Source organism: Coleofasciculus sp. G2-EDA-02 (assembly GCF_040226375.1).
GTDB lineage: Bacteria > Cyanobacteriota > Cyanobacteriia > Cyanobacteriales > Coleofasciculaceae > Coleofasciculus.
The window spans coordinates 15,775-32,411 of record NZ_JAVKEW010000007.1; the positions used below are offsets into that span (position 1 = coordinate 15,775).

General features: G+C 44.3%; 11 protein-coding genes. 3 read left to right on the top strand and 8 right to left on the bottom strand.

The window, feature by feature from the left end; all coding sequences use genetic code 11:
• Window positions 1–725: 725 nt before the first annotated feature.
• Window positions 726–2,504, top strand: a complete 1,779-nt coding sequence (locus RLO19_RS00510; RefSeq protein WP_446352864.1) for a ShlB/FhaC/HecB family hemolysin secretion/activation protein — start codon at window positions 726–728, stop codon at window positions 2,502–2,504.
• 382 nt (window positions 2,505–2,886) lie between these two features.
• Here the strand turns inward: RLO19_RS00510 and RLO19_RS00515 are convergent, their stop codons facing one another.
• The 4 genes from RLO19_RS00515 to RLO19_RS00530 form a co-directional block, all read right to left on the bottom strand.
• Complete coding sequence (locus RLO19_RS00515) at window positions 2,887–6,477, bottom strand: methyl-accepting chemotaxis protein (RefSeq protein ID WP_446352866.1); 3,591 nt, start codon at window positions 6,475–6,477, stop codon at window positions 2,887–2,889.
• A 528-nt stretch (window positions 6,478–7,005) separates the two neighbouring features.
• On the bottom strand, window positions 7,006–7,320 hold the full coding sequence (locus tag RLO19_RS00520; RefSeq protein WP_446352868.1) for a hypothetical protein: 315 nt from the start codon (window positions 7,318–7,320) through the stop codon (window positions 7,006–7,008).
• A 329-nt stretch (window positions 7,321–7,649) separates the two neighbouring features.
• Window positions 7,650–7,985: a hypothetical protein gene (locus tag RLO19_RS00525; RefSeq protein WP_446352870.1), complete on the bottom strand. Its 336-nt coding sequence runs from the start codon at window positions 7,983–7,985 to the stop codon at window positions 7,650–7,652.
• A 339-nt stretch (window positions 7,986–8,324) separates the two neighbouring features.
• Entirely contained in the window at window positions 8,325–9,197 is an 873-nt protein-coding gene (locus RLO19_RS00530; protein WP_446352872.1) for an alpha/beta fold hydrolase, read from the bottom strand.
• Between the two features lie 305 nt (window positions 9,198–9,502).
• Here RLO19_RS00530 and RLO19_RS00535 point away from each other — a divergent pair, with 305 nt between their 5' ends.
• Entirely contained in the window at window positions 9,503–10,648 is a 1,146-nt protein-coding gene (locus RLO19_RS00535) for a response regulator (protein WP_446352874.1), read from the top strand.
• Window positions 10,649–10,725: 77 nt separating this feature from the next.
• Here the strand turns inward: RLO19_RS00535 and RLO19_RS00540 are convergent, their stop codons facing one another.
• A complete protein-coding gene (locus tag RLO19_RS00540; protein WP_446352875.1) occupies window positions 10,726–12,153 on the bottom strand; it encodes a hypothetical protein in 1,428 nt (475 codons plus the stop codon).
• A gap of 734 nt (window positions 12,154–12,887) precedes the next feature.
• Between RLO19_RS00540 and RLO19_RS00545 the strand changes: the two genes are divergently transcribed.
• Window positions 12,888–13,181: a hypothetical protein gene (locus RLO19_RS00545; protein ID WP_446352876.1), complete on the top strand. Its 294-nt coding sequence runs from the start codon at window positions 12,888–12,890 to the stop codon at window positions 13,179–13,181.
• A gap of 14 nt (window positions 13,182–13,195) precedes the next feature.
• Here the strand turns inward: RLO19_RS00545 and RLO19_RS00550 are convergent, their stop codons facing one another.
• From RLO19_RS00550 to RLO19_RS00560, 3 genes are all read right to left on the bottom strand, one after another.
• Complete coding sequence (locus tag RLO19_RS00550; protein ID WP_446352878.1) at window positions 13,196–14,131, bottom strand: CHAD domain-containing protein; 936 nt, start codon at window positions 14,129–14,131, stop codon at window positions 13,196–13,198.
• Window positions 14,132–14,203: 72 nt separating this feature from the next.
• Window positions 14,204–14,737, bottom strand: a complete 534-nt coding sequence (locus RLO19_RS00555) for a pentapeptide repeat-containing protein (RefSeq protein ID WP_446352880.1) — start codon at window positions 14,735–14,737, stop codon at window positions 14,204–14,206.
• A gap of 355 nt (window positions 14,738–15,092) precedes the next feature.
• On the bottom strand, window positions 15,093–16,421 hold the full coding sequence (locus RLO19_RS00560) for a four-carbon acid sugar kinase family protein (RefSeq protein WP_446352882.1): 1,329 nt from the start codon (window positions 16,419–16,421) through the stop codon (window positions 15,093–15,095).
• Window positions 16,422–16,637 lie beyond the last annotated feature (216 nt).

Below are 16,637 nucleotides of genomic sequence, written 5' to 3' on the forward strand. Positions count from 1 at the left end.
AGGTTTATATAATGCATTAACCTTTTCTGCCAATTTGATGGCGTAAATCAACAAGGCTCTTGGCAGGATTGAGCCAGTCAGATTGCACAAAACTACATATCACATTGCACAAAACTACATAGGGCTTGCCGCACAAACTGGAAACCCTGAGCCATCAATACTTTGAGAGACATTGACAGTAGAGACTAAAATGCAACGTCTCCACAAAAGGAAATCTGGTAAAATCTGACAAAATCCTTTACACCCAAATTTCGGGGCGAATGTAGGGGCGCTTCGTCTTGCGCCCGTGTCACATTAATGCCGGACGCAAGCATACCGGAAATTGGGAACCCGACAAGGGAATGAATGTCACCTGACAACGACAAATGAAATTACAGCAGATTGCAGGTAAATGAAGTACACAAACGGAGTAATACTAATTACTCAGGGTGAAAATACCGTACCTTAAAAACTTCAGGACTTACGCAGCTATACCATCTATAGTGGGAATGGTGCGTTACGCGACCCTAACACACCCTACAGACAGAGGCTGTGCGTAAGTCCTAAAACTTGCTGTTGCGCTGTATCAAAAATCAATGCAAAATTTTTGGGCGTAATCTGAGGTAATGCCAGCATTCTGAAGTACGGAAAAACCATAATGTTACCCTGACGAATGACAAATGACAAATGACAAATTACAAATGACTAATGACAAATGACAAATAACAAATGACAATTAAATCAGGATGTATCTTACCGGGAAACGGACAACATTTGTAGAGGTTGGCATTACCATTTCAATATGTGGGGGCGCAAGCCTTGCACCCCTACAGATAGCTGTACCATCAGCATTGGGAAATTCCGATACAGTGGCTCAATCTTCTCCACCCCCTGGGATAACGATTCCAGAAGGTGCACCAGAAACCCTGGAACAAACCATTCCCAATCCAACTGATTTATCCCCTCCTCTACCACAGGAAACTCCCCTATCCCCACCTCAACCCAACCTACAGTTACCTGCGACTCCCCAACCGCCTCAAGTTCCCTCTCTATCCCCAGAAGTATTCCGCATTAATCAAATAGAAGTTCTCGGCAATACCGTATTGCAATCAGAAATCGCCGAATTAACCCAAACCTATCACAACCAAGACGTCACCTTTGAAGCCTTACTCGAACTACGCCAAAGCATTACTCAACTGTATATTCAACAGGGTTATGTCACCTCTGGCGCCTTTTTACCCAAACAAGATATTAGTGATGGGATGATCCAAATTCAAGTCGTTGAAGGTGAAATTGAACAGATTCAAATCCAGGGATTAAACCACCTCAAACCAGGATATGTGCGCCGTCGCCTGGAATTAGCAACCGATACTCCTTTCAATCAGCATCGCCTCGAAGAAGCCTTACAACTTCTGCAACTTGACCCCCTCCTAAATCAAGTCAATGCTGAACTAATCGCTGGCAGTGGTTCTGGCAAAAACATCTTACTCCTAGACTTACAAGAAACACCATCCTTTCACGCCGGTGTATCTGGTGCCAATAATCAATCTCCCAGTATCGGCTCAGAACAAGCCAATCTATTTATCAGCCATGATAACCTATTCGGATTTGGCGATCGCGTGACTGCTGAATACGGGTTCACCGCCGGATTAGACTTCTATCGTTTTAACTACGGGATTCCCATCAATGCCCGTGATGGTAAAATTAGCTTCAGCTATAGCAATAGTAACAGTCGGATTCTAGAAGCCGGCTTTGAAGACTTAGGCATCAGAAGCGAATCCCGCACCCTATCTGTAAATTTCCGTCAACCCATCGCGCGATCGCCTACAACTGAATTTGCCCTGGGTGTCACTGTCGATTGGCGTCGTAGCCAAAGCTTCCTACTCAATGATATCCCCTTTTCCTTCTCCCAAGGACCAGAGGATGGCGAATCCAAAGTTACCGTACTTCGCATCTTTCAGGAATGGAGCGATCGCACACCTAACCGCATCTTAGCAGCTCGCTCTCAATTTAGTCTCGGACTAGATGCCTTTGATGCCACAATTAATAATACAGGAACCGATGGGCGATTCTTTTCTTGGTTAGGACAATTTCAATGGGTGCAGCGATTATCACCCAAAACCGTACTCCTGACACAAATCAATACTCAACTCACTCCCGACTCTTTACTCTCCCTAGAACGATTTGGGATGGGCGGTGGAGATAGCATTCGAGGGTATCGCCAAAATCAATTGGTGACTGATAATGGCATTTGGGGTTCACTAGAAGTCCGGATTCCCCTCACCTCAAACCCCAATCAATTACAACTCGTACCATTCTTTGACATCGGTACAGCTTGGAATAATCAAGATGATCACCCAAATCCCAACACCATTGCTAGTTTAGGATTAGGGTTAAATTGGCGCATGAATTCCGATTTAGACTTACATTTAGACTATGGCATCCCCTTAATTAAAGTCAATCAACGGGGGGATTCACTGCAAGAATCGGGTTTCCACTTTTCCCTGGATTATCAGCCATTTTGATAAATTAGGTAGGCACGCCGAAAAGTTAACGGTGGAGTCGTCATTCGTTATTTGTCATTAGTCCTTTGTCAGGGATAAACTAAAGACTTTCTTGTTCCCTCACCGCCGATTTTGGGATGGTTAGGGAGGGGTGGAAAATTTCCTAGATCAGGTAAAAACAAAGACGATCGCATCAAACTCTGAGAAAGTGGTAGGGGCGCACGGCGTGCGCCCAGAAACTCCCTAAAATTTCTTCTCTACAATTAAATCAGGGCGGGTTTTGTTGGGGAGTTATTAGTAACAAGCTAGTTTGAGTTCCTAAACCCGCCCCTACAATTTAATCTCTGGTAGAGGCAATTCATGAATTGCCCCTACAGGTAGCGCCTAAACCGCCAAGAAAACCTTACTCATAATCCAGTTGCGGATCAACCTTAAATGTCCCCACAGACGCCTGCAACTCTCGCGCCACTTCCACCGTTTTCCGCAGTGAATTAGACACCTTCGTTGAGGAATCTGAGGTTTGGGCTGAAACCATAGCAATCTCATACATCAAACTACTCACCGCTTGAGCCGTTTGAGTCTGAGACACCGTAGCCGTAGAAATTAACTGCACCAATTGGTCAATCTGATAGGATACCTCTAACATCTGACCTAAACTATTCTTCGCATCATCCACCAACTGTGTCCCTTCTACCACCTGCTTGGTGCTTTGTTCCATCGCCTCAACCACCATCGCTGTTTCCCGTTGAATACTCTCGACAATCTCTTCAATTTCTTGAGTCGCCGCTGCCGATTTTGCCGCCAATTCTCCTACTTCTTCAGCAACAACGGCAAAGCCTTGACCCTCTTCACCAGCCCGTGCTGCTTCAATCCCGGCATTAATGGCAAGTAAGTTGGTTTGTAGGGCAATTTTCTCAATGATAGATACCACCTTAGCAATCTGTTGAGACGACTCACCCAAACGCTTCACTTTTTTCGCTGTCTCACCAATTGTACCCCGCAGATTTAAGATATTCTCTACCGTTAAATCCATCGCGGCTTGACCCATTTGTGCAGTATTGGATGCTGTACCAGCAACTATAGCCGCTTGGCGAGCATTCTCTGCGACTTCTTCAATCGACTGGGTCATTTGTTCGACAGAATTTAAAATATGAGTTGTTTCTTCTGCCTGTTTCAGTGCCGCTTCTGCCAGTTGGTGAATCGCTTTCTCGTCTTCCCCAACCGCCATATTCACCTGAAGCGCTGACTCTTGTACCCGCATTACAATTTGCCGCAAGTTCTCAACAATCGAGTTAAAAAAGTCAGCAACGGTGCCAATTTCACCAATGTTTACCTCTGCCCGTACTGTTAAGTCACCTCTGGCTGCTCCTTCTACATCATTGAGCAGTTCAACTAATTGCATTTGAATGGCTTCTTTTTGTTGACGTTGCTCCTCTGCTAGCATTTGGGCTTTTTGACGGGATTGCTCAATTTGAGCTAAGAAATCTAAACGATCTAAGGCTGAACCGAGTTGAATCGCCACCTGTTTAAAGAAGGTAATTTCTGATTCTTGCCACGCTCTGGTACTGGAACATTGATGAGTCACTAACAAGCCGTGAAGATCACCATACGCCAAAATCGGCGCGACTAAATTGGCTTTGACTTTAAAGGGTTCGAGTTGACCCAAATAACACTTGGTCAAACCCGCCTTTTGAATATCTTCAATCGCCTTGACTCGACCTTTCTTGTATTTCTCCACATATTGCTCCGCAAAACAGGGGTCAGCAATATTCGCGCCCAAGGCTTTGGGAAAACCTTCCGCCACAGATTCCGCCCTGATTGTTCCTTTCCAGTTTTCGTTAAACAGATAAACGATCGCGCGATCGGTTTTCATCGTTTTGCGAACTCCTGTAATCGCGGCATTATAAATTTCTTCCACGGTCACAGATTCCCGAATGCTTGACGTAATTTCGTTTAGTTGTTGCGCCCGTTCGGTTTCCGCTTCTTTCTCCACCAAGAAGTTCACCCGGTCTAAGGACAGACCTACTTGAATCGCTAACTTTTTGAGAAACTCAATTTCCGACTGCTGCCAATTATGGGGAGCATTACAGTGGTGGGCAATGAGTAAACCAAATAACTGCTCATCTTTGAGAATTGGGGTTACCAAATTGGCTTTAATTTGTAACCGTTCCATTAACTGGAGATGCTCCGGATGGAAACCGGCTTCAAAAACATTATTGGTGGGTACGACGCGCCCTTTTTGATAAGCTTCGATGAGAGCATCCCCAATACAAGCGTCTTCGATTTTATCCCCCAAAGCCCGAATAAAACCGGGAGCGACGGCTTCATTGGAGATGTATCCCCGCCAATCGGGTTGGAACCGATAGATTACCACCCGATCAACGCTGAGAATTTGTAACGCTCCTTGAACAGCCGTCTGGAAGACTTCCTCTAAGTCTCGTTCAGTACGAGCGCGGGAAATGGCGATTTTAGTAAATAATTCTGCCTGTTGAGTTTCTGCTGATTGCTGATATAATAATCCTTTAACGCTGGTCACGAGATTATTAAAAGCTTGTGCCAAGAGGCGGGTTTCTGTCGAACCCACGGGTTCAGCTTGCACATTGAGATCCCCACCGATCATCTGTTCAGCCGTGCCAACCAATTGTTTTAAGGGCATTGCCAAGCGACGGGCTAAAAACAACAGGGTTGCCGCGATCGCACCGCCTAAAAGCAGAAACGCTAAGGAAAAGGTCAACGTGGCTTGAGACCCAGTTTTGCGGAGATCACTTAGTTCCATGGAAACTGCAACTACCCAGTTGGTTTTGGGAACGGGGACGAGAAGATAACGGCGATCCGCGTAGGTAAAAGTGGCACGTTTTAAGGAATCGCCAACCTGAGAGGGGACGGACTCGATAGTTAGCTCCTTAAATGGTAGATTACTCACCACCGATTCCGCCTCAGAGTTCTGAGACTGTACGCTATCAAGCAACATTTTGACACCTTGCGCGATCGCATCACCGCCTACGACTGTCTGCTGACCTTGTTCATCCTGAATCCCCACGTTATGAATGACGGTGACATTGCCCTCGTTTGTTAGGGCTAAAAGCTGTATGATTTGGGAATCAACCCGGTGTAGTTCTGAGAGCAAATTATTCAGCACCGTCGCGAACACTGTAGCGGGTAAGACACCTTTGACCACACCCAAAAATTCCCCAGAGTTCGGATCAGTAATCCCTTGGCTCAGTTCAATCCCAAAGGTATTTGCCGATTGATCAAACGTCGGTTCGAGCAACCGACCCTCACCCGTTTTAGTCTGTTGCCACCATTGTTCATCCCGTTGCACAAAGTCCGAAAGTGGCTGACTGTATGCTACATTAAACCCGTGCTTATCGGTGAAAAATAACTCAGCAAATTCGCCAATTTCTGCCGTTTTCTGAAGATAACTATTCAGAGAGGGATTGAGTTGGACAATTTTATTCGTGGCAAAGGTTTGTTCAAGCTGTTCAATCGGAATTGTCGGCAGTCCTTCTTCTTGAGCCACTATCGCCGTATTTTTAGCCGCGTTAATAACTAATGGGTTATTTGCCACAATCGCCGGTATTTTTTCGGCTTCGGCTAACAACTCATTAACAAGATCACTGGTTAACAATGCTTCATTTTGTAATAACTGCTCAGTTTGTTTTTGGCTGCGCCCAGAAATAATTCCAGATGTCACCAATCCTGCTAATGCCAGGGGAACCAGTACCGCCGGCAAAATGGTTTGTAATAACTGAGTCCGCAGGGGAGTACTGGGTTGGGATGACAACTGATTGTAGCCTCCGGAAAGAGTACGCCACACGAAAGGCTGTTTAGCCCCTTCTGGAGGCGTCATTCCTGGAGGTGGAACGGGTTCTAGAGGGGGTTGACTGTGGGGATAATTCGTTGCACTTTTTTGATACCCTCTATTCAAAGCGTCTTCGGTGAGTTCATGGGATTGAGAGTTATAAGTGTTAAGTGGATCAAACTGAGTAGCCATTAAATTATGTCCTTGAAATGAGAGTCTTTTTGGATTTTTGATTGTTGATTGTCATACTCGCTCTTCGAGAAGCAAGCTACGTCAAAGAATTATGGTATTGGCTCTGGATAGGTTGAGTAACATCAGGGTCAAAAAAAGATAATGTTGAAACGCACCCCTACTCAAAACTCAAAACAGCCTTATACTTCATTGGTTATATTTGTTACCAAATCCGTTGCCACATTGACAGACGAAACTCTGTAGGCTGGCTCTAAATACAACAGCTCAACTTTCCCCTGTCTTCCTCTCTCCCACTCATCAACACGGGAAATGCTATATTAGCCTTACATCATTAGAAAACTAGACCTAAATCTAAAATCTAAAATCCCAAAGGATATCCGAGTGACTTTGGTGTAAAAAACACGGCAGATGTTTATCCTCAGGGGGTGTGCAAAAATAAACCCCGCACTTTTTGCTTGAATCCTAATTCACGAATGAAAAATGATAATTGACAATTGTCAATTTTCAATTGTCAATTAACTACGACGCCTAAAGCACTCGTCTACAAGCCACACTAGCCGCCTTTACACCCCCACCAGAGGCAATCAAAGCGCCGATGGGACCACCAACAGCTTCCCCCGCGATCGCCATTTCAATCGCCACCGCCAACGTACAAACATCTAAATCTGCTTCTGATGCGGGTTGCGCTTCTGGATGATTGTCTTTCCAGGCTTGGGCTAAAGGAACGGCAAGTTCTGCTAATTGATTTTCTAGGTCAAATTGCTGCACTTCTTCAGAAGATACAGTATCAGGGGTTGAGGGATTGATCTGACTTAATTGGTTTTCGGATTTGAATGAACTCATAGCGCTAGTACCTAAAAAACACCACATTCAGGAATAGTGGGATTGAAGCGAAAACGATAGATTACCCTGGTGGTGTCCAACCTTGAGGAGAATGGAAGCAATAAAGGTGAGCGATCGCTAACTCTAGGCTTTCATTCCCACATCTGGTTGAATCTGTAAGACAGTCGTATAACTTGTAAGACACTTTCCTTATCATAGGGCAACTACACGAGTATCAGCAACAAAGTCTTGGAGGTTTTATCGAGTCTTCATAAACTTGGACAGGGGGGTACAGGGGAAATGAGGGAGAATTTCCCCATCACTTCCCCTCCTCACCCACCCCTGAGACATTACTCAAACAGAACCGTCACCTCACTTGATTGGGTAAAGTAGTTCCAAATCGCGATCGCTAAATCATTCTCATATTCCAGCTTTTCTATACCCCGACAATTCTGGCAATCTCCTGTACATGATGAAGTTTGACCATCTGAAGTTTGACCATCTAGGGAACCCTCTGGAATTGCTAAACAAATGTTAACAACCGGGATCTCGTTTCCCTCACCCAATCCGTTGTAGGTGCTGAACGTCACCGCAGCAACATAGTCCATATTTATGATCAAATCGGCGAGTCGGATGAATGCCAAAATAAACTCCTCGCACAGATAATTCAATAACTGTTTTGTCAAAAAAAACCTTAAATAAAAAGGTTAAGTTATACACCCAATGGGTGAACTCAAGGTTGAACTCTTCAATTTGGTGTCGTAGATGCACTTACTCGCAACGGACTAGAGAATATGCCTCCTCTGGCTTGAGTTTTTCTCAAAGGAGGGTTTCTTTTCTATGCCATTGCGATGACCCTGAAAACGTACTTAACCGTAAGATAGCGTAAAACACGTAATACACCAATAGCATGATAGTCAATCTGCACCCTTCTCGGCAATAGGCTGATCACCAATATGGGTGATTAGGGATAGGTGAGTGGTAATTGAAAAATTTTTCCTGTGTACCGCCGCACCCCATCTTTCTCATTCCGCCAAAAAATCCAGCAACGCCTTCGCTGTCTCTTGCGGCGCTTCCTCTGGCAGAAAATGACCGCAGTCCAACGCCTGACCCCGAACATCGATCGCGCGATCGCGCCAGGTTTGTAAGACATCATAGCGGCGTTGCATTACGCCTTTTGCTCCCCATAGCACCAACAGAGGACATTGAATCTTCTGGTCAATATCTGCCTCATCGTGTTCTAGATCAATGGATGCGGCGGCGCGATAATCCTCACAGGTGGCGTGAATCACAGCAGGTTGGCTAAAGCAGCGAATATATTCCGCCATCGCCGCCTCGGTAAACCCCGCCTGTGTCGCACTCCATTGGTGTATCTTGGTCTTCAGGTAAAATTCTGGGTCAGCACCAATCAGTCGTTCGGGAAAATTATTCGGCTGGATCAGAAAAAACCAATGTTCGTAAGCTGTGGCTAACTCTTTATCCACCGTTTGAAAAATAGTTCGGGTGGGTACAATATCTAAAACCGCCGCCTTCTCAACCCGCTCAGGATAGTCAAGCAGGAGGCGATGCAACACCCGTCCGCCGCGATCGTGCCCGACGGCAAAAAAGCGCTGAAAACCCAGGATATCCATCAGTTCTACTTGGTCTTGGGCTGTTACCCGTTTAGAATAGGTCAGGTGGGCTGGATCAGAAGTGGGTTTCTCGCTCTCACCATAGCCGCGCAAATCTGAACAAACCACAGTGAAGTGCTGTGACAGAAGTGGCGCAACCTGATGCCACATTACATAAGTTTGAGGATAACCATGGAGTAGTAACAGAGGATATCCTGCGCCACCCATCACCAGATTAATCGTGGCACCTGAGGTAGAAATCCGGTGCTGGGTAAATTGCTCAAACATAACTGTGCCGATGGGGGACAAGTAGACAGATCTTAACCAAGTACGTTAGTTTATATTCAGGCATGGTATTTTGCTGGAACTCAGATTATTCATCCTTTTTCTTATCGCGATCGCGCCGTTGAGTCAACGAGAGGGCATTTACATTTCAAGGTAAGCATCTACCCTTCTAGAACATCGGTTCCATCATCGAATCAGATGCTGATTTTCTACAGAAAGATTAACATAAGTGACCTGAACATCTAGTTGATGATGTAGGGGAGCCGCTTGCACCCTGACATTAATTTTTATTTATAAAATTATTTAAAATGAATTTAACCCGTCTAATTCAAGAATTAAACAACTTTAGTAAACATGGTAATGGCGAGCTAATTCTACAAAACGCTCAGACAGTTTGGACACTTTACCTGGTTCGGGGTCAATTACTTTATCCCAAGAGTAAACATCATCCAGTGAGGCGCTGGAACAGAGCAATAAGGCAGCATCGAGCGAATTGGAACTGGAGGGATGATTACTCCCAGTTTTCAGACAATCATAGTTGGGAATGTCAGCTCATTGATCGCGGCTTGAGCAAAAAACAACTTAGTCTGATTCAAGCCAAGTTAGTCATTCGCAGTTTAGTTCAAGAATGTTTATTTGAACTTAGCCCTTACCCGGATTTAAACAGCGACTGGAAACCTACCCAAACAGCGATATCGACATTTTGCAAGGTTGTCGCCTTATCCACCAACGAAATACAAACGATTCTGGGTACAGCCATGCAAATGCAGCAACAATGGCAAGCGGCTGGCTTAAGTCACCTTAGCCCAACTCTAGCTCCTATTTTACAAGAGGGAGCAGACAATTCTGAGTTGCCGATTGAAAACAAGTATCTCAACGGAAAATTAACCTTGTGGGATATTGCTGTTGAGCTAAATAAATCCATAGTTGATGTCACTCAGTCTTTGACGGATTGGGTTAAGCAAGGGATGCTCAAATTTAAAGACATTCGTGATTTAGCGTTACCAACGAGTAACGATAACGTTGTAGATACTCCGGTAGTCGCCGACAGAAAACCACCGGAATTTAAACTGACTCCACTCAAAAACAAAACGCCTTTAATTGCTTGCATTGATGACAGTCCGGTGTTAACGCTCACCTTAAGAAAAATTTTAGTCCCCAATGGGTATCAAGTGTTGAGTATTCCCGAACCGATGCGAGGATTTTCCCAACTTATTGAATACAAGCCAGACTTAATCTTACTTGACCTACTTTTGCCCAATGCTGATGGCTATAGTATTTGTAAGTTTCTGAGAGAAACTCCTGTGTTTAAAAAGATACCCATTATTATATTGACGGCTAAAAATACGTCAATTGACCGGACTCGTGCTCAGCTTGTGGGTGCAACAGGGTTTTTAGCAAAACCACCTCAACCCCAAGAATTGTTGGACATGGTGCAGAAACATCTGGGATAAGCGAACAGAGACGTTCCGCCGGAACGTCTCTACTGTGTCTTAACCGATGTCAGTGGTTGCTATACAACAACAAGTGACTAATTGAGAGATTTCACATCAATTTTGAAATGGGCAATTAGGGTCATCCTTTCGTAGGATAAGAAGTACAGATGCAAGAGTTCGGGATTATCCTGATCAAGATGCATGACAACGCCATCTAAGGCGAGTTTGTGATGGTCAATCCACCCGCCCTTAGAATCCAGTAATACGCTGAAATAAGGACTTTTATCCGGATGGTTGGCTTTCAGTTCTTCGTAGTCTTGATAAAAAGGAGGGATACCAATCCCTAGAGGCATATACAACCCCTTATTATAGTTGTCTATAGGTAACTGCGGCAGGTCTTTGATATTGACGCCACTGATAAACAACTTATTTTCTTCCCCGGTTTTCGTATCCGTGAATGTCAATTCCAGTTCCTGTAATGTTTCATCGACACCTACAGGATCAATATTCCGAAGAACGGCTTTGTCAAATTGACCAATGCGCCAGTATTCATTTCCCCAGGGTTTATCTGTATTATAGTATCCAGGGGAAACAAAAGAGGCAAACTGAATCTCATGTTCACCGCTATAAAAATCGCCCCAGGTTTGTAAATTATTCGCGAGAACTGTTCTGACTTTACGGGTTTGCTCACCGGAAGCAATTATTTTTTCATCAAGGGGGAAATCGGCTTGAACCTCTTGCTCATCGATGACATTTCTCAGCAAATCAGTCTTGACAACGGTGCCACTGGGATCTTGCCAATGTTCTAGGCGTCGCCAGTATTTCCAATAGGATATATTGTTGATTTTTTCAAAGACTTGTTTGTAATATTCTAAGGGGAAGTCGAACCATCCTTGGTAGTAAAGGGCTTTATCTCCATCCTCTTTGGCGGTTAGAATAACTTCCCATAATCCACCATTGATGCAATTATTTGCCAAGGCAACTTGAACGAGGTTTTCTTTTTCAAAGCCATCGCCGCCACTAATTTCAATATGTTCGGAGTCAGCCGGAAAACTAATCTGTTGGCGGTTCCATTCGCGGTCAGTAAAGGCAATAACTTCTAACCCTTTATCGTTTTTGACCCATTCTGGTGCTTTTGGGGTTAAAAGGCTTAAGTCAATATTTTTGATAACGATTTTAGCCGTGTGGTCGTTATTCGGCTCTAGGACAAAATCGAAATGGGTATCATCTCGTTTGATAACGGTTAATGTCCGGTCGTTATAGCGTCGGAATTGCTTACTTAAACTTGATGTGTTGGCTGGATATTTAGTATTTGATAATTCCTTGAGATTAACCTGAATTGCATCGCTGACTTTATATCGAGTGGTCTGGCGATAAGCTAATCCAGCTCCTCCTAAACCTATTACACCAATGCATACGGCAAGCGTGCCAATTAAAATCTTTTGCTTTGTTTTCTTAAGTGTTTTGCTCGCATTTGAAGCGGTGTGCATTGGACTATCTTGAGGCAAAGCAGAGTTTGACATGCAAGTTTCCCTGGTTTTTTCGTTCTGAATAGCATATTAACTAATTCATTTAAACTTGTGCAACCTTTTTCTAACGACTGAAAAAAACTTCATCATTGCTTTAAAAAAACAAAAACATTACTTTATGGTTTCTTTATATAAAATGATTCATTTTGAATTGGTAATTTAGGTAAATAAAGCGCAAAAGCACTAGATATAGAGAATTTAAGAGCAAAAAGCATTATAGATAGGGTTTTAACCCTAAGGAAACTGATTTGCCTAAAAATGGCGAGAAACCGTTAAAAATGGATAATAGTTTTTGTTTGCGGAGATATTCTCCACCTTTAAATAGAAGAGGTAATTGTGAAAAAACTAAAAATATACTTGAGTAAATACTCGTAAAAAAAGTTTTATTAAAAGATTATTAGTAATTGTCTTGATGTGATATAATGCATTTTTTTGTATTAGCTGCTCATGAATTTGTCGGCACAATTAGATGCTTCTAGTATTACAGTCTTAGTCCTAAGACAAAACAGTTTGTGATAAATTGAAACATATTGCTATAAGCAGCTATAGACGTAATATAGAAAATACAAGGGTTGTGAGTTTATTCTCTCAGTTATTCCTACATAGAGACGGTGTAAGACAAATAGACCGGAAATGGAAATATTTGTATTACAAAGCACTTTCCCCCTGTTGAAAAGGAAATCGCAGCTATACAAACTTGCGTCCGCTTGCAGATGCTCAAAGCTCAAATGACAGTTTTTGAGTCTCCAGATAGTGAACTAACGCTAATTGCTACAGCCGGGGTGGATGGGAAAAAAGCGGTTGTTTCAGTAACGGAGTCAGGGGAGATGTTATGGGAATACCCGATATCAAAAACTCCGGTGGCAATTTCTGTAGGAACCGCAGGACAAGTTTATATCGCCCAAAGTCCAACCCTGGATGAGTGGGAAGCACCCGCGCCGATTACGTCTTTGTTGGCGGTGGCTGATGATGCGATTTACGTGGTTTGTGATGGAAATCTGATGCGTTTAGGGCGAAGATAGCGCAACGCATGAACCTACTTTTGAGCCGGAATTGGCTGCTCAAGTTCCGCTCGCCAAACTTGCCAGTAAACGCCAATCCGCTCAACAAACACTCCCGGTTTTTCCGCATAAATGCGTCGTCCCAAAAACTGGGCGGATTGCTGCAATTGTAGTCGTCGGCGGTCAATTAAACCCAATAGGGCGTCTAGTTGAGTGCGATCGCGAGCTAGTTTGGGCTCCTGTTTCAGCAGCTGGTGCAACACCGCCAGATCATGATCATCCCCTAGATAATCGCCTAACTCTTTCGTCTCGGATGCCATTTGATCCATCAAATCGGGCCAAACTAATTTGAGAATTCGCAGGTGATACCAAAGATATTTCACCCGCTTGCGCCAATCATGAAAACTCTCAACGCTGGGCTGCTTAACGGCACAATTTAATCCTTTATCCCCTCGCTTATAGACACGCTGGAGACTTGACTCGATGGCTGACCAATCATTGCTTTTAATTGACCAATGCTTAACCCGTTTCCGCGCCTCTTTAATCATCCGAATGGCATCGTCTTGAGCATTTTTTTCTGCCAAAACCCGCTCACTAATGGATTGACTGCGGGCTTCTAATGCTTGACGAACTTCCTTAAAGCCATTGGCTGAGATAATTTTGGCAAAATGTTCGGTTAAATCATCTAAGGTTTCAACCGTTACCTGAGCATCCCGCACATCCGATAACAATCGCCCTGCATCTCGGAAACAGTTATTTTCTTGGTGGTACGTCTGTGAACCAATTTCATCGCGAACTAAGCGCACTAAGGCTCGTAGCTGCTTCAACCGCTTACGAGCATCGTGAACGGCTTCCTCTTGGCTATCATCGGTTTGACCCAATAATTGGGCTAATGCTTTGTCAATTTGTTCGTAAGCAATGCGCTGAACTCCCTGAGATATAGATTCGTGTGCCTTTAATCGATATGCCATGGTTAAGTGTGCGATCGCGCTGGGAATTAGAGTAAGCTGACAATGCTGCCAGTAATAGGGAAGCAGGGGGAATTAAATATCAACATATATCCTACGTGGTTTCCCTTGCGGCAATTTCTTCAGCCTACTACATAACAGACTTGACTGTTCACTGGTTAAAACAATCGTTCCGTCGGGTAGTATTGCACCCCCTAAATCCGCATCGGTTAAATCTGCGCCACTCAAATCTGCGCCACTTAAATCTGCACCTCTCAGGTTTGCCCCTTGTAGGTTAGCACAATGTAAATTTGCCCAAATCAAATCTGCTCGGCGTAAATTCGCCCGACATAAGTTAGCTCTACTCAAGTTTGCCCGAGTCAAATTGGCTTTTTCTAAAATAATACCTTCAAGATTTGCCTGACTCAAGTCGATTCTCTGTAGATCTACTCCGTTTAACTCTAAGTTGCTGAGGTTAAATCCCCGATAATCCCGTTCTCCCGCCCCATACTCCTCCAGTAGGCGATCGGGTACTACTCTTATCCGTTCGAGTTTCTTAAACAACTCTTGCTTTCTAGCCGACGCCGAGGATTGGTGTTGGTTAAGGATATTTCGATCAGAGGATTGCATAGCCTTTTTTTCCTGATAAATTGAACTTAGTTAATCTTCAGGTATTGGGCTGGACGATTAATTGAGTAACGTCCTCCTTTTGGGTGAATTTAATCCGCTTTCGAGGTAACTTAACCCACCATCCTGCGTGACTCTAATTTGTTCCCCACTGTGATCTACGTCGCTATTTTACTCGAATCAGAGACTATAGCGCCCTCTGCTAAAAGAAAGGGATTTATCCCAATTCTGTATAAAATTGCACTTTATCTACCCCACCGCTTACGACATCTTCCCTTAGTCAGGGGAGGTTGGCAGGGGTGAATATTAAGTCAATGTTACCAATAAATGGGATTAGATATAAGGGAGAAGGGTATTATTATTTTTTGTCTTGGCAAAAGCGCTGATAAACGGTAACTAACCCATCCGCATCTCCGACATTACCCGGAAACAGTACAACAGGTAAATCCGAAAACTGGGGATGATCCGATGGGGTTCGCACCACTGAACAGCCAGGAATAATTTGACCCAGTAACCGGGCTGCTCTCAACTCTAATCCTGTACTTAAGACATCATTCGAGGTAATCCCGCCCTTACTAATTAAAAAGCCAATATCTCCGGGTAAGCCCCGGACAATATCCATTAATAACGCCGAAACTGCTGCGCCAAACTTGAGCCGAGTTTCCACGTCTTTAAAGACCAATTCCTCACGACTGGTATAAATTACTGGTGTTTTATTAGAGTTGTGAATCTCATCAACGGTAGCGAGAACTTTGGCTAAAAGTGCATCCCGTTGGGTTTGTGACTCTTCGAGTAAATCAGTAACATCCACCTCAACCCCGACAATATCGGAGACTTTGAGCAGTTGTTCAAGCTGTTGGGTGGTCTTTTTAACATGAGAACCCACAAGTACAACTCCGGGTTTTCCCTCTCTCACATACTGTGCCATATTCTCTGGCGGAACCGGTTGAGCGCCCAGATTCGCCAGAGAGGTTAAAATACTGGCAGCCGAGCGAAATAAAAATCGTTTTCCTTGAGCGGCGGCGGTAAGGACATCAGCCGCAAATTTATCTAAATCCCCTTGAGTTTCCCCATCAACGACACCACATTGGTTCCCACTCAGGTTAAGGAGGCGTTCTAAACTCCCTTGGCGAATATCGGATAGGACAAATCGCTCAACGTCTTCGGCTTTAATCCTTCCTTTGGTCTTTTCTTCGACATAATCGGGTAAATAGCTGTGGTGATAACCGAATACCGAATCACGGGCAAATTCGGTTTCATGAACGGGTGTGGGGACACCATCCACCATCAGGTAGTGGACACTGTCGCGGGTTACTCGTCCACCTTCAAAGAACGCCGGGACTAAGAAATGAGCATCAAAGGGTCCCACTTGTTGGGCAATCACATCAGTTTCTACGGGATAATGTCCCCGTAGGGTGGAGTCAGAGCGACTGACGACGAGAAAATCGTCGATTTTTTCGGTTTCTATAGCAATTTTCAGATTATGGCAAACATCACAGGTTACTGTTGCGGCTTCCTCTGGGGTCAACGCCCGAGTATTTGTCAGGACAAAGAAAATCGGTGAAGCGTCCGTTAGTCCTAAGCGCAGCGTTTGCACATCCCAGCGCGTCAGCAGCAAGCAACTGTGAACGGTTTGGGAACCGGTCGGGTCATCATCCAAAACGATAATTTTGGGTTTGCTGGTCATCTCTTGTTGTCCTGCGATCGGCAATGGTTAATTCGTCCCTAGAATTCAGAGTATCAGGATATCGAGTCGGAAGCACGTTTAGGGCGTCGGATAGTTCACTAGACAGAATAAACTTGTTCCCCCCTTTTGAAGCAGGGCGAGGGGGGATCTCTATTCAAGTTGCTCTTTTCTTGAATAAGTTTAGGGATTTCTCTATTGGGTTTAGATCCCCCTCGC